Here is a 20,556-nt window from a genome sequence, read left to right on the forward strand (position 1 = left end):
TAGCTAACAACTAACAACTATCAACTACCCCTACACATCAAACTTATATCCCACACCCTTAACGGTAGTAATACAGTCGATGCCGAGTTTCTGGCGCACTTTCCTTACGTGCACATCGATGGTGCGATCGCCCACGATCACATCATTACCCCATATCTGGGAAAGTATTTCATTGCGGAGAAAAACGCGGCCGGGGCGGGAAGCCAGGAGGTGCAGCAATTCAAATTCTTTTTTGGCCAGCACCACTTCTTTATGGTCCACGGTTACCAGAAACTTGACAGGGTCGATGATCACATTACCCAGGCTGATGGCCTTGCCCGAGTCTTTGTTGTTGAGGCGTCTGAACAGGGCGTTCACCCGGCTTACCAGTACTTTCGGACTGATGGGTTTGGTCACGTAGTCATCGGCGCCCGTTTCAAGGCCCTTGATATGGGAGGTTTCATCGCTCAATGCAGTGAGGAAAATGATGAGGGTATCCTGAAAGAGTGGCTGGCTACGGAGAATAGTGCATACTTCCACGCCTGTCTTCTTGGGCATCATGATATCCAGGATAATGAGATCGGGGTGTAGCTGGCGAGCCCTTTCAATCGCTTCGTTTCCGTCTTTGGCCGTATATACTTCATATCCTTCCTTGATGAGATTGTAGCTGATGATCTCCAATATGTCCTCTTCATCGTCTGCAATCAGAATTTGCTTGGGCTTCACTTCCATGTTAACGTAATGTTTACGCAAAATTAATTTTAAACCCTTGACCCCGCAGCTACTAGTCATTATGTAATTGTTAACACCATGGCCACCCTCGCACGCGTCTTTTCTCCTTTTTTGGCAGTATTTTTGTAACACCCTATGAAAATGAAGCAATTTTACTTAGCCGCGGTGATATTTTTGATGACAGCGGCCAGCTTATGGGCTCAGAAAGAGTTGCCGGTTCCACCCGTTCCGGCGATCCGTCAGTTACATCACGACAAGATCCTCAACTCATTACAGGTCATCAGTAAGCTGCACAATAAAAAAGATACCATTTTTCCTATTACCGGCGACCCCAGGCTTAACGTAGCCATCAACCGTTCTGTGCGGATCACCGTTAATAATATGCGGGCGGAGATTGAACTGGATAAATCACTCGATAACAACGCTAAATTCGGATGGCTGCGAGGCATCAATGAAATGCTCACCGGTTTCATTTCGCAATACCAGCTCAAAGCCATACCCAGTGTGATGCTGCCGGCCTTGGTGAAAGCATTTAAAGATGCGATGAAGCTGGAACAGCAAGGCGCTTCTATTCTTCCCGTGATCACCGATAACGAAATAGAAGTAGGCAATATCCTGCTCGACAACTTTGCTTTTAAAGACAACCCCGATTTCGATAAAGCGAAGAATGTGCTGGTGCTCAAAGCCTGCCAGCGCGATCCCGAAAATATTCTCCCGATCCTGCGCAGGTATCCCGATAATTCTTATGCCGACAGCCTCATCACGCGGGCTGCGTTTCATAACCAGGATAAATTGTACGATTACGCAAAAGCTTCCGACGCGCTTGCCAGGCGGATACGCAGCAATAAAGATCCATTGGTAAAACTGATCAGTAAGCTGTCTACCATGAATACCGGAAGGATGTATTTTCCTTTCCTCGATGATCTCTATCATGGCAAATTGACCCTGGAATCTATCCGTCCTTATGTTGAAAATGATTCTACCGATGGGTATTATAAGCTATTGGTGGGGACCCGTATTGGTTATGCAGCACGTATAGAACGTGGCGATATACCCATGGCGGAAAACGTATTAACAGAGCGGTTGCGTTTCAAAGTAATAGAGCGATACATCAATGAGATCAATGCTTTGCACGATGTGTCGAATGAGAAAGTGCGTTTTAAAGTACTGGAACCGCTGAATGCACAAGAGTTGTATTACCTGGCGGTGCTGGCAGAAGAAGATATTTATACTTCGAGTTTTGTGGTAGGTGTATATCCGCGCATATTCCAGCGGATGAAACACCCATCGTCAGATTCATTGTTGGACCTGGTGCACCATGATTTTTATAAGAAGTTCATCAAAATGTCGGCCTCGTACAATACGCTGGACGATTTCCTGAAGCGCATGAGCAAACCAAGTTCCGTGAAGCTGATGCGGCACTTCGTAGACGGACTGGAAAAGACACCTACACTGGAGGATGCGGTGGATGTTGCCGATTCTTATGCCAGCATTTACAACGATGAGCTGAGGAACCTGATCCTGGATGAAGTGAAGCAAAACCTGAAAACAGCCGAAAAGCATGGCACTCCCAAAGGCAAAGTGATCTACCGGTTACTCAATACCATCTTCGAGTCGATGGATTCTGTGCATAAAGTAGATATTACTGCATTGCTGGGTATCGACCCGGTATATTATATGCCGCTGAAAGGATTGGAAAATGGCGCCGGCCGCATCATCATGCAACAGTTTTCTTATGGCGATAAAGATGCGGCGGTTTATTTCAGCGCCTTTCTCAGCAGATTCAGTAATAATAACTGGAAGATCATCCGTAAACCTTACTGGGTAGAGATCAACTCTGCCAAAGGCACACCTATTACCATCTATGCCAACCTGCCGCTCGATGAAACCAAAGAACTCGATACCAAAGCGCAGGATAGTCTCATCAGCTATCTCGACGTGCAAAACCTTGAACCAACGATCGTGATCCACCGCGGACACAGTTATTACCTGCAGGAAACGATCAACCGGCTGCCGCCCAGCGCCAGGATCGTGTTGTTGGGTAGTTGCGGCGGATACCAGAAACTGAACGATATATTGAAAATATGTCCGTCTGCACAGATCATCGCTTCCAAACAGGTAGCAGCCGGCGTACTGAACCAGGGGCTGATCGATGCGATCAGTGAACGGTTAAGGCAGGGTAAAGACCTGGTCTGGGACGATCTTTGGAAAACGCTCCAGGGCCGGTTCACCGGTGGATACAAAGAAAAGTTCGACGATTATATCCCGCCGCAGAAAAACCTGGGCGCTATGTTCATCATGGCGTATACGAAAGCCATGATGCAGGAAGCGAGATAACGGTACAATCAAAATTTTTAAGAATTAAGCAACTCTTACAAAAGGGTTGTGCCTTTTTTCATGACCGATAGTGGTGGAAGGGCCATGACCAGGGTAAACAGTCACCGATTCGGGAAGAACATATAATTGTTCCCGGATGCTGTTGAGCAGGGTTGCATGATCACCGCCTGGCAGGTCGGTTCTACCGATACTTTCATGAAACAATACATCGCCACCCACCAGAAATTCTTGCGCCGCATGATAAAAACAAATGCTGCCGGGTGAATGACCCGGAGCGAGGATCACCTGTAATTCGTCTGTGCCCAGGTGTACCTTGTCGCCATGCGCGAGGAAATGCAACGGCCCCTTATAATTACTGAAAGGCATACCCCATCTTTCCCCCGATGCCGGAGCCCGCTGTAACACGGCTTCTTCTTGTGCGTGGAGGTACAATTCAAGTCCGTATGTTTCATGCACCCACTTGTTGCCGAATACATGATCGAGATGGCAATGGGTATTGAGCAACTGCACCGGCTCGAGTTTCGTATCTTTTATGAAATTTTTTAACGTTTCCTGTTCAGCGGTGAAGTAGCAGCCGGGATCAATTATGATAGCTTTGCCCTGGTCGTTATAGAGGAGATAGGTGTTTTCCTGAATGGGGCTGAAGGTGAAAGACTTTACCTGGAGCATGCCTGTATTTTTGTGTAGGGTTTAATGGTAAATGACTAATTTTAAAACACTAAAGTTCGGATATGCAACGGAATTGTATTGCTAAATGGATGGGTTTTGCATTTTTTTTGTCTCCTTTATTACTGACTGCGCAGGTGAATACCGTAGAATTCGGCAAGAACCGTGTACAGCATAAGAAATTCGTGTGGAAGTTCTACCAGTCGCCCAACTTCAACGCCTATGTGTCGCAAGGTGGGGTAGAACTGGGAAAGTTCGTAGCCCAGGTGGCAGAAGAAGAATTGAAATCCGTTGAAAATTTTATTGAATATTCTTTACAACGCCGGGCCAATATTGTAGTGTATAACAACTACAACGATTATAAAAGCAGCAATATAGGGTTGGGCAGCGACTGGCAGAGTGCAGGCGGACTAACCAAGCTGGTGAACAATAAGATAGTGGTGTATTTCGATGGCGACCACCAGCACCTGAAGCGCCAGATACGTGAAGGCATTGCCAGAACCCTTACCGATAATTTATTGTTTGGAGATGATATTGGCGAATTCGCCAGTAACCAGGCTTTGCTGGACCTGCCCAAATGGATGGTAGACGGTTATGTAGCTTATGCAGCAGAACCCTGGAGCACCGAAAAAGACGATGAACTCAAAAGCGCCATACTCAGCGGCAGGTATAATTCGTTTTACCAGTTTGCTTTTGAAAAGCCTTTGCTGGCCGGACAAGCTTTCTGGAATTATATAGGCGAGAAATACCGGAAAGAAAATATTTCATATCTCTTATACCTGGCCCGCATCTACAAGAACCTCAACAATGCCTGCCTGCGGGTTTGTAAAAAGAAATTCAAAGAAGTGCTCAGCGATTTCATGAATTTCGAGCAGGACCGTTATATCAAAGACATCCGGCAAAGAAGAAATGCACCCAAAGGGCAATTGAATATTTCTGAAGACGTTTCCAAGAACGATTATTTCCGTTTCCAGGCCAATCCCAACCCCAAGAGCGCCACATATGCCGTGGTTGAATTCAAGAAAGGCATTTACAGTGTGAAGCTCATGGAGAACTATTACAATGCCCAGGTGCTACTGAAGAGTGGTGTACGAACCAACCAGGCCGATGTAAATCCGCGTTATCCGATACTGGCCTGGGATGGTAAAGGATCGAGGCTATTGGTTGTGTACTGGGAAGCAGGTAAAATTAAAATGTTTGTGTATGATGTGGTAGCGCGTTTCAAGCGGTTTAAACAGGAGATCACCGGGTTCGAGCAGATACTGGATGCTTCGTTCATGCTCGATGCCAATACACTTATATTGAGCGCTGTGAAGAATGGACATACCGATATCTTCACGTATAAAATAGAGCAGCAGAAAACAGAGCAGATCACCAATGATGTGTACGACGACCTGAACCCTACTTATGTTACTTTTCCCAATAAGTCGGGTATCATTTTCGCATCGAACAGACCTTCTCCGCATGCACCCAGTGGAGATACCGTATTGCCCAGCAATTACCGCTATAATATTTTCATGATCGATATTCTCAACAACAGCAAAGAGAAGCAGATCACACAGCTGACCAACCTCAAGCAGGGTAATGCCAAATTCCCCATGCAGTATAATAACAATCACTTCACCTATGTGTCTGATGAGAATGGTATCGATAACCGCTGGGCTGGCTTCTTCGCTACAAAAAGAACCGGGCTGGATACTTTATATTATATAGGTGATGAATTGCTGCGCAATCCTACACCCAAAGATTTCGATTCCACCCTGCTGGCATGGCAGAAACAGGAGCCCGATAGTGTGAGCTATTTCCAGGTGTACAAAGATTCTACATATACTTTCCCCATTACCAATTACCAGAGCTCACTGCTGGAAACAAGGATCGCCGGTAACAACGGACAGGTAAGTGAAGTGCGCAGGGAAGGCGATTATAAATTCCTGTATAAACTGAAAGTAGACGAGCAGGCGCTGAACAAACGAAATGTGAATGCAAGGCCCACCGAATACATGAAAAAACTGATCGAGTCGCAAAAAGCGGCCGAAGGCAAAGCCATCATCTACGATAAAAAAGCAGCTGCCGATACCAGCAGGCCGAAAGCGAAAGACTTTTTCCAGAATGAGTTTGCCAATGAAAAGCCCGATACTACTACAGTACACGCCAATCAACGTGACCTCACTGCCGCCCAGTCATCGGTACTTGGCAGGTCCAAACTATTCGACTACCGCCTCAAGTTCTCGAGCGATTATGTGATTACCGGATTCACCAATAAAATACTCATCAACCGTTACCAACCCTATGGCGGCGGATCGGGGCCGATACAGCTGAACAATGGCAACGACCTGAACTTTAACCTGCAATTAGGGGTGAGTGATGTGATGGAAGACATCAAATTCCTGGGTGGTGTGCGGATGGGCACCGATCTGAAGGACAAGGATATCTTCTTCAGTTTCCAGAACCTGCGCAAGCGGCTCGATTGGGGACTTACCTATTACAGGAGTAATATTTCCAACTCTGCCGATGCCATTCTTACTACACCAGGGGGCGGACAATTCTATACCACTGTTGCGCAAAAACTGGTGACCAATCTTTATCAGGCTAATTTCACTTATCCGTTCAATGAAGTGAAAAGCCTGCGGGCAACCATTGGGTTGCGTACGGACAGGTTCATACTCAAAGCCACCAATCCGCTCTTCCTGCCTTTGCCCGATTCGCTGACAAAATTTGCAGTGGCCCGGTTGGAATATGTACACGACAACACCATCAATCCAACACAGAATATCTGGAACGGGTTGCGGTATAAAGTATACCTCGACATCAACGTGCCGTTTGTAAAATCGGTAGCAAATAACAATGGTAAGCCCACTTATAATTTCGGATTCGATGGAAGGCATTACCTGAAGATCTACCGGAACTTTATCTGGGCAGCCCGTGCAGCAGGAGATTTCTCATGGGGCGGACAGAAGATCATTTATTACCTGGGTGGTGTAGACGGATGGATAGGACCCAAGTTCAATGACCAGAACAAACCGGCGCCCGATGTTTCCTATGCTTACCAATCACTTGCCGTGAATATGCGAGGCTACCAGCAAAACGTGGCCAATGGTAACAATGCGGTAGTGATCAACAGTGAACTGCGTTTCCCGGTATTTGCTACGCTGATCAACAGGCCTATCAACAATGCTTTCCTGCGTAATTTCCAGGTGACGCAGTTTATTGACCTGGGAACTGCCTGGAATGGAAATTATAATGGCATCAAGCGCCCTTCGGAAGTGTATTATAATTATGATGCCAATGGCCTTCCGATTCCTTCGCCTGTTGTACACATCGATGCAGGCGGACTGGGCCCCTTTGCAGGCGGCTATGGTTTTGGTGTACGCAGTACCCTGCTGGGATATTTCATGAAGCTCGATGCAGGCTGGCCTATGAAAGGTGTATTCAGAGGAAAACCCATGTGGTATTTCTCACTGGGATTTGATTTCTAATCGATATAATATGGATCGATATTTAACTGCCCTGCTGTAACATGCGGGGCAGTTTTTTTAGTGTGAAATACACCAGGCTCAATAAAACAGCAAATAGGAAAGTGAACACCCATAATTTGAGGTGATGCTGTGGCGCCAGAATATGATCGGCAGATGAATAAGCCAATTCCTTTGGTTTGTTTACAATATCCCAACTGTTGAAACGAAGATATCTGCCCATAAAAATGCCATAACCGCAAAGGAACAGGCTTGCAAATACGCAGAGTTTTACCCATACCTGTTTCATGTGATTACTTAAAAATGCTTCTACACGCATCAGGGATACGATACCCAGTATGAGGCCGTTCCAGGTGGCGGATGTTACCAGTATAAGATCGTACCACACCGGAAAATTTGGTTTTTCTTCGTAGTGAAACAGGTCGGTAATAATATAGGGCGCATTGGGAAAAAACAATAGCCATCCTGCCAGAAGTAAAATGGCTACTCCATTTATTTTTTTGCAATGAACCAGTTGATTGCTGCAGAAATAAGGGATGGCGGCCAAAAAGGTATTCCATACATAGAAGCCATATTCCAGCGTGTGTGTACGGAACATACGGAATGCCAATAAAGCCATCGTAAATGAAACCGACAGCAACAGCATTCTGCTGAGACTGGAAAGCCTGAGACTCATAAGATGGCGATTATTTTAGGTAAGAAAATAAACAGCGCGATGATCACACTGATGATGGCCCACCAAAGTACGGCAGCGGCTGCCACATCTTTTACTATTTTAATGAGTGGGTGCGTTTGCGGATGAACGGCATCACAAAATTTTTCGAGTGCATGGTTCAGCATCTCAAACCCAGTTACTCCTGCAATACACAACATCACCAGGCACCATTCAACTGCCGATAAGCCAAAAATGATGCCGGCAATAATAACTGCTATTGCAGCCAGGAGATGTATCCTCCCATTCCTGTCGTTGCGCAAAAAGCTGCCCAACCCCTGAAAGGCATGGACAAATGCTTTATAAAGTGTTTGTTGCGGCATAAGCATCTCTGTTCAGTACAAAGATAAAGCCAATAAGACTGTTACTGTATATACATCAGGAGTCTAACAGGTGGGCACAGATATGTTTCACAATAGAAGGCCCTTCATAAATAAAACCGGTCCATACCTGTACCAGTGAAGCGCCTGCCGATAATTTTTCTGCTGCATCGGCGCCGGTAAAAATCCCGCCGCTGGCAATGACAGGAATATTGCCGTTGGTTTGTTTTGAAAGGTATTGTACTATTTCGGTTGCTCTTTCTCTTACGGGACGACCGCTTAATCCACCTGCACCGATTGCTGTGATGCGCGTACCGCTGGTGCGAAGACCTTCCCTGCTGATGGTAGTGTTGGTAGCTACCAGTCCGCTCAGCTGCACTTCAAATGCGAGAGAAACAATATCATCCAATTGTTCCTGCGTGAGATCGGGAGCGATCTTCAGCAACAAAGGCTTGGGATGTTGACGGCCCTGGTTATTGTTTTGCAGGTTGCCTAATATTTTTTTCAAGGAATCTTTTTCCTGCAATTCGCGCAGTCCGGGTGTATTGGGAGAGCTCACGTTCACCACAAAATAATCCACGCAGTCGAACAGTGCATCGAAACAAGTGTGGTAATCTTTCCAGGCATCTTCATTGCCGGTGATCTTGTTCTTGCCAATATTGCCGCCAACGATCAATGCAGATGCAGCCGAACGTTCTTTTCTTTTTTTTAATCTTGCTGCCATAGCGGCTACTCCATCATTGTTGAATCCCATTCGGTTGATCAATGCCTGATCGGCCGGCAGCCGGAATAGCCTGGGCTTGTCATTACCCGGCTGTCCCAAGGGCGTTACCGTACCAATTTCAGCGAACCCGAATCCCAATGCTTCCAGTTCATCCAGGTACAAGGCATTTTTATCAAAACCAGCGCCCAGTCCCACCGGGTTGGGAAATGCCAATCCGAACAATTCCCGTTTTAACCGGGCATCAGATACCCTGAAATGCTTCTCTATCATCCCTTTAAGCACGTTTACCCGGCAGGCTCCCTGCAACAGGTTCATGGAAAAATAGTGCACATTTTCAGGTGGAAAGCGGAACAACAGTTCACGGACAAGGGGGTAAAGGCTCATGCCGCGAAGATAAGACAGAAAACAGGGATTTAGTTGCATAAACAACTTTATGCGAAAAAGCGTATATTTGATAGAGAAAAAAATCGATCATGCAGGAAGCATATATTGTTGCCGGATACCGTACAGCGGTTACCAAGAGTAAGAAAGGAGGATTTCGTTTCTACCGGCCGGATGACCTGGCGGTGGATGTGATCAAAGGATTGATGGCATCCGTACCGCAGTTGGAAGCCAAAAGGGTAGATGATGTGATTGTGGGTAATGCGGTGCCGGAAGCCGAGCAGGGATTGCAGGTTGGCAGGATCATTGCGGCCCGGGCATTGGGTATAGATACGGCCGGCTTTACCATCAACCGGTATTGTGCCAGTGGACTGGAAAGTATTGCCATTGCTACTGCCAAGATCAGGACGGGTATGGCTGATTGCATTGTGGCGGGCGGTACGGAAAGTATGAGCCTGGTTCCAACGGCCGGCTGGAAAACAGTACCGGCCTATTCCATTGCGAAAGAGGAACCCGATTATTATCTTAGTATGGGATTGACGGCAGAAGCTGTAGCAAAAGAATTCAAGGTTAGCCGGGAAGACCAGGATGCTTTTGCTTTCAGGTCTCACCAGAAAGCCATGCATGCCATACAGGAAGGCTATTTTAAAACAGGGATATTACCCATTACGGTGGAAGAAACTTACCTGAATGAAAAAGGTAAAAAAGCAGTTCGTTCTTATACAGTGGATACCGATGAAGGGGTTCGTGCAGATACCAATATGGAAGTGCTGGCCAAACTCAAGCCTGCTTTTGCATTGGGAGGCAGTGTAACGGCCGGTAATTCTTCCCAAACCAGCGATGGTGCGGCTTTTGCTATTGTAATGGGTGAGAAGATGATGATGGAACTGGGATTGAAACCATTGGGCCGCCTGGTGAATTGTGCATCGGCCGGTGTGCATCCGCGCATCATGGGCATTGGTCCTGTAGCGGCAGTACCCAAAGTGTTGAAACAGGCAGGCATGAGCCTGAACGATATTGAGTTGATAGAGTTGAATGAAGCATTTGCTTCACAATCGTTGGCGGTGATCCGGGAACTGGGACTGAACCCGGATATCGTAAACATCAACGGGGGAGCCATTGCATTGGGACATCCTTTAGGCTGTACCGGTTGCAAACTCACCGTGCAACTTTTGAATGATATGAAGCGCCTCAAAAAGAAATACGGTATGGTAACAGCTTGTGTAGGAGGAGGCCAGGGTATTGCGGGTATTATTGAAAACCTGTAGTATGAATAAGATTCTCATCCCCACCGATTTTTCAGCAACGGCAACCAATGCCGCGCTGTATGCATTGGGTTTAGCCAAACAAGTAGGCGTTAAAAGCGTGGTATTGTACAATGCATACCAATCGCCCGTTACGATTGATCCCATGATGCCTACGGTTCAGTTGTTCGATATCGACGAACTGAAAAAGAATAGTGAAGAAGCGTTGGATCGTTTCAGGTTACAGTTAAAAGAAGCGGCGGGTACCATTCATCTCGAAATCTTCAGTGCTTTCAATGTGCTTTCGGAAGGGCTCGATAGTGTTTGCCAGGAAGCCGGTGCCGATCTCATTGTAATGGGTATCAGCGGAGCAGGAGGAATGGAAGAGACCCTGATTGGCAGCAATGCGGTAAGTGTTGCCAGGCACAGTACCTATCCCGTAATCATTGTTCCTGCGCAGGCTTCATTTGTTCCCATTCAAGAAGTGCTTTTTGCCTGTGATTATAAAAAAGTGGCGGAGACCACGCCGGTAGGATCTATCAAAAGCCTGCTGAGCGCTACCGGCGCCCGGTTGTCTGTACTCAATGTATACCACAACAAAGCGTACGACGACACATTTACTTATGAGAGCCTTATGCTGGACACCTTGCTGGAAGGATGCCGCCCGCATTATTTCTTCGTAGACAATCCCGATTTTACCGATGCCATCAATGCATTCGTGAAAGAAACGCATTCACAGATTGTGATTACCATTCCTAAAAAACACGGCTGGTTTGAAGGGCTGTTCCATAAAAGCCATACACGCATGCTGGCATTCCACAGCATCATACCATTGATGGTAATACACGAATGATCAGTTCAGGTATTTACCTACGATAGGCACTCTTCTGCCCACACCAAAGGCTTTGGGTGATATACGAATGATGGGACAGAACTGGTTGCGCTTATACTCATTCGAATTGACCATCTTCAATGTGCGGTCAACCAATGCCTGATCGAATCCCATGTCTTTGATCTCGGAAGGCCCCATTCTTCTTTCTATGTATTGATACAACACCTGGTCGAGCACAGCATAATCGGGCAGGCTATCGCTGTCTTTCTGGTTGGGTCTCAGTTCGGCACTGGGCGCTTTTGTGATGATGTTTTGCGGAATGGTTTCCTTGTTCCTGTTGATGTAATGAGCCAGGGCATACACCTGTAGTTTGTAACAGTCGCCCAGTACGCCCAGCCCGCCGGCCATATCGCCATACAATGTACCATAACCTGTTGCCAGTTCACTTTTGTTGGATGTGTTCAGTAAGATATAACCGAACTTGTTGGCAATGGCCATGAGCAGGTTGCCGCGGCTGCGGCTTTGTATGTTTTCTTCGGCCAATGAAAACGGCAGATTCTTGAAAATGGGGTTCAGGGTATGGGTAAATGCCTGGAACACTTCATCAATGCGTATGATATCGTAAGGATTGCCCAGGTTTTTACTCAATTGCACAGCATCATCTACCGAATGTTCAGTAGAATAGGGTGATGGCATGAGAATGGCACGCACATTTTCTGCCCCGAGGGCATCACAGGCCAGCGCAAGTGTAACGGCAGAGTCAATACCACCGGAAGATCCCAGGATGGCTTTGGAGAAACCCATCTTGCCAAAATAATCGCGTATGCCTAATATGAGCGCATCATATACCTGCGCAATATTCAGTTCGGGTTCCAGCGTAGCGGGGTTGAGTTCCTTGTCGGGAACGCGGCTGGCAGGTTCCAGAATGGGTGCATCGAGGCTGCCATCATCATTTAGTACAACGGTTTCAATGGCTTCCCCGAACATGGGCAACGCTTTGCACAGGTTACCCTGTTTATCAAAAATAAGAGAAGCGCCATCGAATACTACTTCAGTCTGACTGCCCACTGCATTGCAGTAAAACATAGGCAGCTTGTATTTGAGCACATTCGATTTGATCACCGCCTTACGGTCTTCATCATGTGTATAATCAAAGGGCGAAGCGCTGAGGTTGAGCATGAGATCAGGTCCCTGTTTGATCAACTCGTCCATCGGACAGATGCGGTACAAGGGGTTATCGCCGAGATTCCAGATATCTTCACAAATGGTTACGGCCAGTTTTTTTCCTTTGAAGAGAATCACCTTCCACTCATACGAGGGTTCAAAATAACGGTACTCATCGAACACATCATAAGTAGGCAACAATGTTTTGTGTATCTCGGCTTTTACTTCCTGTTCATACAGGAAAAAAGCAGCATTGAACAGACTCTTGCCTTTGTGTGTGGTATTCCTGGCCGGCCCCCCCACCAATACGCCAATGGTATCGGCATGTTGTTTGATGACGTCGATGGCTGCATACGATTTGTTGATGAAATCGTTGAATTCTACAAAGTCCCTGGCCGGATAACCGCAAACACACATTTCGGTGAAGAGAATGAGATCGGCTCCCTGTTTCTTGGCGGCCTCAATGGCTTCTATGATCTTAGCGGTGTTGTACTCGAAATTCCCAATATGGTAATTCTGTTGTGCCAGGCAAATTTTCATGGTGCAAAGTTCCTGAACTTTTAGCATATTTTTTTCTCCCGTTCATGCATCTTTGCTCAAAGTTTTCGGCATGCGGAAATCAGTATGGGTCGGATGGATATTATTGGTGGCCGTGGCCTGCAAGAGCCACCGGTCAACACCCGATGTTTCGGGAATCAGGATCGACCTGCAGGTGCAACGATTTGAGATACCTTTCTTCGCGCTGGATACCAACCATCTCAACCGGTCGCTGCAACAACTGGCTGAAAAATACCCCGGCTTTACGCAGGACTTCCTGTTCAATATACTGGGAACAACGCCCGACAACGCTTCCAAAGACGTGCCCCGTTTCATCCGTACTTACCAGAGCCTGTCGCAGGCATCGGCAAAAAAATATGCCGATTTCAGTCCGGTCGAAAATTCCCTGAGAAGAGGGTTGCAATTCCTGCATTATTATTTCCCTTCGTATAAACTGCCCGCCCAGCTGATTACTTTCATCGGGCCTATCAACAGTTATGGCAATATCATTACCAAAGATGCGTTGGCCGTAGGGCTGCAGTTGTATATGGGTAAAGATTATCCTTTGTACCAGGATGAGCAGGGGCAGGCACTGTATCCCGCTTTTGTTTCGCGGCGTTTTGAGCCGGAATATATTGCAGTGAACTGTATCAGGAATATCATAGAGGATATGTATCCTGATAAAAGCAGCGGAAAACCTTTGGTGGAGCAAATGATAGAATCCGGTAAAAGACTGTACCTGCTTGAAAAATTATTGCCTGACCTTCCCGATAGTATCAGGACCGGTTATACGGCACAGCAGCTTGCTTTTTGTGAGCACAACGAACAGCAGGTATGGGGCTTTTTTGTGCAAAACGATTTGCTGTTCAGCAATGATCCGAATACGGCGCGCGATTACCTCACAGATGCACCCAATACGGCAGCGCTGGGTGAGTCGTCACCAGGAAATATCGGCCAGTTTGTAGGCAGGCAGATCGTAGACAAATGGGTGGATGCGCATGAAAAAACTTCACTGGACACGCTGATGAAAATGCCGGCGGGAAAATTGTTTGAAGAAGCGAAGTACAAGCCGAGATAAAAATCAACTCAATTCATTTTCGCCGGAACGATCATATCAAAAGAGGGGATATTTACGGAGAACAGTTCCTTGCTGTGTTCATTTTGCATTTGGTAAGTGCCATGCATCTTACCCATTTCAGTTCTGAGGTTGCAACCGCTTACATATTGGTAATTCTCTCCGGGCTTCAGTACAGGCTGAACACCTACCACACCTTCTCCTTCCACCTCGCGGTGCTCGCCGTTGCTGTCGAATATGAACCAGTGACGGCGCAAAAGTTTGACGGTGAAGTTATTGTGGTTCTCAATGGTGATCCGGTAAGCAAACATGTATTCGCTGTTCAAAGGATTGCTGTAATCGGCCTGGTAAAAGGTCTCTACACTGATTTCCACCCCTTCTGAAATTTTTGACACCATGTTTGGGACGATTGCTTTTCATAAAAATAACGAATTAGCGGTTAAGAATATTGTCAATTTGTAAGAACGGGGATGGCAGCAGCTTATCTATTGATCTGTTATTTGCATTTAGACGATTTTATATACATATATATTGGATAAGGGCAGACTTAATCACTTCTTAATGCTTATAATTTTCTCATTGAAAGAATTTGTCAGAATTTACTGCCGAATTTCCTTGCCCTCTGAAAACCAATGCTGAGTTTTTCATTTTTTGACTAGGCCCTAAGACGCTGCAAAATCTTATTTATGTGTTTTTTGAGAAGGTTGGGTATTTCCTGATATAATGGTCTGTTCGTTGTTCTTTTCCGTTAATGGACAGGACCTGTTGAAATCGGGAGACCTGAGCGCTGTTAAAGTAGACCAGCTTTCAGATGCCGATATTACCAAACTGCAACAACAATTGAAATCTTCCGGACTCACTGTTTCACAGGCAGAACAAATGGCGGCTGCGAAGGGAATGCCCCAAACAGAGATCATTAAATTGCGTGAAAGACTGAGTCACACTGAAACTGCCAATCGCGCAGCACCTGCTGCCAGTGTCAGTGACGCCAAAGAGCCGGTGTTGAATGAATATAAAACTGTTGAAAAAACAACACCAGGAAAAGTTTCTGTGTTCGGCTCACAGCTTTTTACGACGGCTTCCCTTTCTTTTGAACCCAACCTGCGAATTGCCACACCGATGGACTATGTGCTGGGACCCGATGATGAATTATTGCTGAATATTTATGGCGTTCAAGAAGCTAGCTTCCATTTGCAGGTGCAGCCCGAGGGCGCGGTTACGATACCGCAGGTAGGACAGATACATGTTTCCGGATTATCCCTCGAAGATGCCATAACGCAGATCAAGAATAAACTGGAGGCTACAGTCTATCATTCCATCAAAACAGGTGCCACGCATCTCAGCGTTACTTTGGGCAAAATAAAGAGCATCCGTGTAACCATCCTGGGCGCCAGTAAACCAGGTCTGTATACGGTATCTTCCCTCACTACTCTTTTCAATGCATTGTACCTGGCGGGAGGACCGGAAAACAGCATCGGATCATATCGGGAGATCACCCTGGTACGCAATGGAAAGGTGAACCGGAAGATCGACCTGTACGAGTTTCTCATGATGGGTTATGTGAAGGACAATGTATTGCTAAAAGAAGGTGATGTGATCAATATCCCCGTGTACAAAAAACGGGTGACCATCACCGGGCAGGTAAAGCGTCCCGGAACCTATGAAATGCTGGATAATGAAAATACAGAACAACTGATACACTGTGCAGGCGGGTTTACTGAACAGGCATACACCGCCAGTATCAAAGTAACCTCGCTGACGTCTACGCAGCGGAAGGTGAAAGATTTGATGAATGCGGAATACACCAGTTATATACCGCAAAAAGGGGATGAATTTTTGGTGAGTGGCATACTCGATAAATATGAAAACAGGGTGCAGATCAAGGGAGCTGTATACCGGGAAGGCCAGTATGAGCTAACGCCAGGCCTCACCATAAAAGGCCTGATCAAAAAATCAGATGGGTTGAAGCCGGATGCTTTCCCGCAAAGGGGCCTGCTAATCAGAACCAAAGACGATATGACTACTGAAAATATTCCTTTCAATGTTAAAAACGTAGTCGAGGGCAATGATGATATTTTACTAAAAAAAGAGGACGTCATCCAGATCGCATCCATTTTTGATCTGAAAGATGAGGCTGTTGTAACGATCAATGGGGAAGTGAGAAAGCCTGGGCAGTTTACCTATCGGGAAAACCTGGGATTGAAAGACTTGCTTTTTGAAGCAGGCGGTTTTACCAATGCAGCCGCCAATTATAATATTGAGGTCGCGAGACGTATCAGGAACAATACAGATCAAACAGTATCCGATTCCATTGCGGAGATATTGAATGTAAGCGCCGATAAAGACCTTGCTGTAGAACAGTTCAGACAGTTTTTACAACCATTCGATATCGTTACGGTAAGAAGAGCGCCTGGATATACTGAGCAGCAAAAAGTAATCATCAGCGGAGAAGTTCTTTATCCCGGAGAATACACGCTTCGGTCCAAAACAGAAAAAGTAGGGGAGTTGTTGGCACGCTCAGGAGGGTTCACCAAAGCAGCTTATCTCGATGGTATATATCTCATCCGGCATCACCAGAACAATGCATCGGAGCAGAAGGAAAAAATTGAAAAAACATCGGCCGTTAATACCAAGGGCAGCGATAGTGCATTGGTAGAAAAAATTATCAATCCTGTTTCCAAGATAGCTGTCAATATACGTGCTATACAGGCTAATTCCCAGTCACCCGATGACCTGCTCCTGGATGAAGGCGATGAAATTGTGGTTCCCAAGCTGAATGAGTTGGTGAAAATCACCGGTGAAGTGTATTCTCCCACCGAAATAAAATACGAACAGGGTGAGCCGCTCCGGTATTATATCAACCGGTCAGGCGGGTACAATGATTTTGCCCGGACTTCTAAAATTTATGTGATATATCCGAACGGGCAGGTAGCTAAAACCAAAACAGCTTTATTCGGACTGGTTCGTTTTTATCCCAAAATCAAAACCGGCACTGAAGTATTCGTACCACGGGTGATCAAAACAGAACACAAACGGTTGAGTACCGGTGAGGTGGTTGGTCTCACCAGTGTTATCGTATCCATGGCGGGTGTGGCCGTAACGCTCATCAATTCTCTCCACAAGTAAAGACCTCTTGTTTGCCGGTTATTGGGTCTGATCGCGTAATTTTGCACCACTTTAAAAAGTGTGGATATGACAAAGATCGCTGTAGCAAAAGGGGATGGAATTGGTCCCGAGATCATGGACGCCGTATTGACCATTTTCAATGCGGCCAAAGTGCCGCTGGGTTATGAGTTTGTGGATATGGGAAAATGGGTATTCGATAAAGGTTACAGCAACGGAATGACCCCGGAAGCCCAACAAACCATTGAGTCGTTGGGCATTCTTTTTAAAGGCCCTATGGAAACACCCAAAGGAAAGGGAGTAAAAAGTGTGAACGTGACCGCCCGGAAGACCTGGAACACTTATGCCAATAACCGTACTTTTCAAACCCTGCATGGGGTAGATACCGTATTCAGTAAGGCAGGCATACCTATTGATATTACCATTGTTCGTGAGAACATAGAAGATACTTATGGCGGCGTGGAGCACATGCTTACACAGGATGTGGCGTTGAGCCGGCGTTTCATTACCCGTCCGGGTAGTATGCAGGTGATCCGCTATGCTTTTGAAATGGCCAGGAAAAAAGGCGCCAGGCGCATCACTTGCGGACATAAGGCCAATATCATGAAAATTACAGATGGCCTCTTCCTGGAAGTGTTTTATGAGGTAGCCAAAGACTATCCGGATTTGAAAGCCGATGATGTGATCGTGGATGATCTTTGCATGAAACTGGTGAGCCGCCCCGATTTATTCGATGTGGTGGTGCTTACCAACCTCCAGGGCGATATTGTAAGTGATCTCTGCGCGGGACTGGTAGGCGGACTGGGCTTTGCCCCCTCGGCCAATATTGGCGACCATATTTCCATTTTCGAAGCGGTACACGGCACGGCGCCTGATATTGCCGGTAAAAACATTGCCAACCCCACAGCTTTGTTGTTGAGTGGCTTCGCGCTGCTCCGGCATCTTGGACTGCGGGAGGAGGCGGCCATGATGGAAAATGCGCTGTTGTACACGCTGGAATCGGGTCAGCATACCGGCGATTTTGGCGATAAATCGACGCCATCACTCAATACCACCGATTTTGCCCGGGTGATCATCAGTAATTTTGGCAAACAACCCGTTCATAACCCCAAGCCGATCATTGCCAACCAGGAGGTAACCCCTACCATTTTCAAACTCAGCCGCAACCCCATGCTCGAGAGCAAGGAAACGGAGCATGCACATATTGTAGGCGTAGATATGTTCATTGAAAGCAATGAACAGCCCGGTATCGTAGCGGAAAAATGCCTGCAACACACGTCAGACCTGTTCAAACTGGTTACCATCAGCAACCGGGGCACACAGGTATGGCCCAAAGGCTCTTCCTTTACCAACCTGGTGAACCAATATACCTGTCGCTTTGAAAGCGTGGCCAATGAACCTGTTACCCAGACCGATATCCTGGAACTGTACAAACGCCTGACACGGGATTTCAAGATCTGCTCTACCGAGTTGTTGAATGCCTGGGGAGACAAAAAAGCTTATAGTCTGGCACAAGGTCAGTAAGAGAAGCTTCAATGCCAATCGCTTTTTTCCTTAATTTCACGGCTCAATTTAAAAGAGCAATCGAATCAATATGGCTGAAGAGATATTAATGCCCCGGCTGAGCGATACCATGACAGAGGGCGTCATTGCCGCCTGGCATAAAAAAGTGGGCGATACCGTTAAAAAAGGCGACCTGTTAGCTGAAATAGAAACCGATAAAGCCACCATGGAACTGGAAAGTTACCAGGATGGTGTTTTGTTGTATATAGGAACTCCTAACGGTGGCAAATTACAAGTGAACGACCTGCTGGCCATTTTTGGTAAAGCCGGCGAAGATGTTTCAGCGCTGGTAGCAAAATATACAGGTGGTGCATCTTCAGTTGCGAAAGCCCCCGAGCCTGCTGTGGCCCCGGCGCCTGCACCTGCTCCACAGGCAGCACCTGCCTCAGCTCCCGCTGCTGCTCCTGCAGTAGATGTTGCTTCCATGGAGGAAGTAGTATTGATGCCTCGCTTGAGTGATACGATGACAGAGGGCGTGATTGCCGGATGGCATAAAAAAGTGGGCGATGCTGTTAAAAAAGGTGAAGTGCTGGCCGATATCGAAACCGATAAAGCCACTATGGAACTGGAAAGCTATAAAGATGGTACCTTGTTGTACCAAGGTGCCCAGGCCGGTGAAAAAATACAGGTGAATGACCTGCTTTGCATCATCGGTAAACCCGGACTCGATTTGAATGCGATCGTAGTCGCTGTAAAAGCTGGTGGATCGCAGCCTATTGCTGCTCAATCATCGCAAGCAGCACCTACCCCTGCTGTTGCTGCGCCTGCTGCCACTGCACCTGTTGCTACCCCCGCGGAAGCTGTTGTAAACGAAGGCAGGATACTGGCATCACCATTGGCTAAAAAGATTGCATCTGATAAAGGCATTGATCTTAAATATGTAAAAGGTACTGGCGATAACGGCCGTATTGTGAAAAGCGATATCGATAATTTCAAACCCGCTGCTGCTGCTGCACCTGCTGCTCAACAGGCCAAGCCTGCTTCTGCCATTGCCATAGCTCCAGCGGGGCAGGTTAGTTTTGAAGATGTTCCGGTTTCACAAATGCGCAAAACCATTGCCCGCCGCCTGAGCGACAGTCTCTTTACCGCACCGCATTTTTATCTTACCATGGCCATTGATATGGATGCTGCTGTTGCAGCCCGTGGCAAGATCAATGAAGCGGCGCCTGTGAAGATCAGCTTCAACGATATGGTACTGAAAGCAACTGCCCTGGCATTGAAACAGCACCCACAAGTGAACAGCAGCTGGTTGGGCGATACCATCCGTCACAATCATCACATCAATATTGGTGTGGCTGTAGCGGTGGATGAAGGTTTGCTGGTTCCTGTAGTTCGTTTTGCCGATGGCAAATCACTGAGCCAGATTGCGGTTGAAGTAAAAGACTACGCACAGAAAGCAAAAAATAAAAAATTACAACCCGCCGATTGGGAAGGAAGTACTTTCACTATCTCCAACCTGGGTATGTTTGGTATAGAACAATTCACTGCCATCATCAACCCGCCCGATGCCTGTATTCTGGCAGTAGGTGGAATTTCACAAGTGCCCGTTGTTAAAAACGGACAGATCGTACCCGGTAACGTTATGAAAGTTACCCTCAGTTGCGACCACCGTGTAGTAGACGGTGCAACAGGATCGGCTTTCCTGCAAACGCTGAAATCCTTACTGGAAGAGCCTTTGAGGATGTTGGTATAAA

Annotated in this window: 15 protein-coding genes; 8 read left to right on the forward strand and 7 right to left on the reverse strand. The window is 46.8% G+C overall.

Annotation, left to right across the window (positions count from 1 at the left end; genetic code table 11):
• Positions 1-30: 30 nt before the first annotated feature.
• Positions 31-711, reverse strand: coding sequence for a response regulator (locus BLU98_RS10845; RefSeq protein WP_092724050.1), 681 nt, complete (start codon positions 709-711; stop codon positions 31-33).
• A gap of 141 nt (positions 712-852) precedes the next feature.
• Between BLU98_RS10845 and BLU98_RS10850 the strand changes: the two genes are divergently transcribed.
• Complete coding sequence (locus tag BLU98_RS10850; RefSeq protein WP_092724051.1) at positions 853-3,048, forward strand: hypothetical protein; 2,196 nt, start codon at positions 853-855, stop codon at positions 3,046-3,048.
• Positions 3,049-3,072: 24 nt separating this feature from the next.
• Here the strand turns inward: BLU98_RS10850 and BLU98_RS10855 are convergent, their stop codons facing one another.
• A complete protein-coding gene (locus tag BLU98_RS10855) occupies positions 3,073-3,717 on the reverse strand; it encodes an MBL fold metallo-hydrolase (protein WP_092724052.1) in 645 nt (214 codons plus the stop codon).
• Between the two features lie 62 nt (positions 3,718-3,779).
• Between BLU98_RS10855 and BLU98_RS10860 the strand changes: the two genes are divergently transcribed.
• Positions 3,780-7,190 carry a hypothetical protein gene (locus BLU98_RS10860; RefSeq protein WP_257574906.1) on the forward strand — a complete coding sequence of 1,137 codons (3,411 nt, stop codon included), beginning with the start codon at positions 3,780-3,782 and terminating at the stop codon, positions 7,188-7,190.
• Positions 7,191-7,212: 22 nt separating this feature from the next.
• Here BLU98_RS10860 and BLU98_RS10865 read toward each other — a convergent pair whose 3' ends face one another.
• From BLU98_RS10865 to BLU98_RS10875, 3 genes are read right to left on the reverse strand one after another with little or no spacing between them, the layout of a single operon-like run.
• Positions 7,213-7,863 carry a DUF1361 domain-containing protein gene (locus BLU98_RS10865; protein ID WP_092724053.1) on the reverse strand — a complete coding sequence of 217 codons (651 nt, stop codon included), beginning with the start codon at positions 7,861-7,863 and terminating at the stop codon, positions 7,213-7,215.
• The gene (locus BLU98_RS10870; RefSeq protein WP_257574907.1) at positions 7,860-8,222 is read right to left on the reverse strand and encodes a diacylglycerol kinase family protein; all 363 of its coding nucleotides are present in this window, start codon (positions 8,220-8,222) and stop codon (positions 7,860-7,862) included. The genes BLU98_RS10865 and BLU98_RS10870 overlap by 4 nt, the downstream gene beginning before the upstream one ends.
• A gap of 55 nt (positions 8,223-8,277) precedes the next feature.
• Entirely contained in the window at positions 8,278-9,327 is a 1,050-nt protein-coding gene (locus BLU98_RS10875; protein ID WP_092724055.1) for a quinone-dependent dihydroorotate dehydrogenase, read from the reverse strand.
• An 89-nt stretch (positions 9,328-9,416) separates the two neighbouring features.
• Here BLU98_RS10875 and BLU98_RS10880 point away from each other — a divergent pair, with 89 nt between their 5' ends.
• Together BLU98_RS10880 and BLU98_RS10885 are read left to right on the forward strand one after the other, a co-directional pair.
• Positions 9,417-10,592 (forward strand): acetyl-CoA C-acyltransferase, encoded by a 1,176-nt coding sequence (locus tag BLU98_RS10880; protein ID WP_092724056.1) that lies wholly within the window; start codon positions 9,417-9,419, stop codon positions 10,590-10,592.
• Between the two features lies 1 nt (position 10,593).
• Positions 10,594-11,421, forward strand: coding sequence for a universal stress protein (locus BLU98_RS10885; protein WP_092724057.1), 828 nt, complete (start codon positions 10,594-10,596; stop codon positions 11,419-11,421).
• On the opposite strand, the gene BLU98_RS10890 is transcribed toward BLU98_RS10885, so the two are convergent.
• On the reverse strand, positions 11,422-13,104 hold the full coding sequence (locus tag BLU98_RS10890; protein WP_092724058.1) for an NAD+ synthase: 1,683 nt from the start codon (positions 13,102-13,104) through the stop codon (positions 11,422-11,424).
• A 70-nt stretch (positions 13,105-13,174) separates the two neighbouring features.
• Here BLU98_RS10890 and gldB point away from each other — a divergent pair, with 70 nt between their 5' ends.
• Positions 13,175-14,179, forward strand: a complete 1,005-nt coding sequence (gene gldB, locus BLU98_RS10895) for a gliding motility lipoprotein GldB (protein WP_257574910.1) — start codon at positions 13,175-13,177, stop codon at positions 14,177-14,179.
• Between the two features lie 8 nt (positions 14,180-14,187).
• On the opposite strand, the gene apaG is transcribed toward gldB, so the two are convergent.
• A complete protein-coding gene (gene apaG, locus BLU98_RS10900) occupies positions 14,188-14,574 on the reverse strand; it encodes a Co2+/Mg2+ efflux facilitator ApaG/CorD (protein WP_026768134.1) in 387 nt (128 codons plus the stop codon).
• Positions 14,575-14,899: 325 nt separating this feature from the next.
• Between apaG and BLU98_RS10905 the strand changes: the two genes are divergently transcribed.
• From BLU98_RS10905 to BLU98_RS10915, 3 genes are all read left to right on the forward strand, one after another.
• Entirely contained in the window at positions 14,900-17,302 is a 2,403-nt protein-coding gene (locus BLU98_RS10905) for an SLBB domain-containing protein (RefSeq protein WP_092724059.1), read from the forward strand.
• 66 nt (positions 17,303-17,368) lie between these two features.
• Positions 17,369-18,823 (forward strand): NADP-dependent isocitrate dehydrogenase, encoded by a 1,455-nt coding sequence (locus tag BLU98_RS10910; RefSeq protein WP_092724060.1) that lies wholly within the window; start codon positions 17,369-17,371, stop codon positions 18,821-18,823.
• A 70-nt stretch (positions 18,824-18,893) separates the two neighbouring features.
• Positions 18,894-20,555: a pyruvate dehydrogenase complex dihydrolipoamide acetyltransferase gene (locus BLU98_RS10915; protein WP_092724061.1), complete on the forward strand. Its 1,662-nt coding sequence runs from the start codon at positions 18,894-18,896 to the stop codon at positions 20,553-20,555.
• Position 20,556: the final 1 nt, after the last annotated feature.

This window comes from Hydrobacter penzbergensis, assembly GCF_900106985.1.
Lineage (GTDB): Bacteria > Bacteroidota > Bacteroidia > Chitinophagales > Chitinophagaceae > Sediminibacterium > Sediminibacterium magnilacihabitans.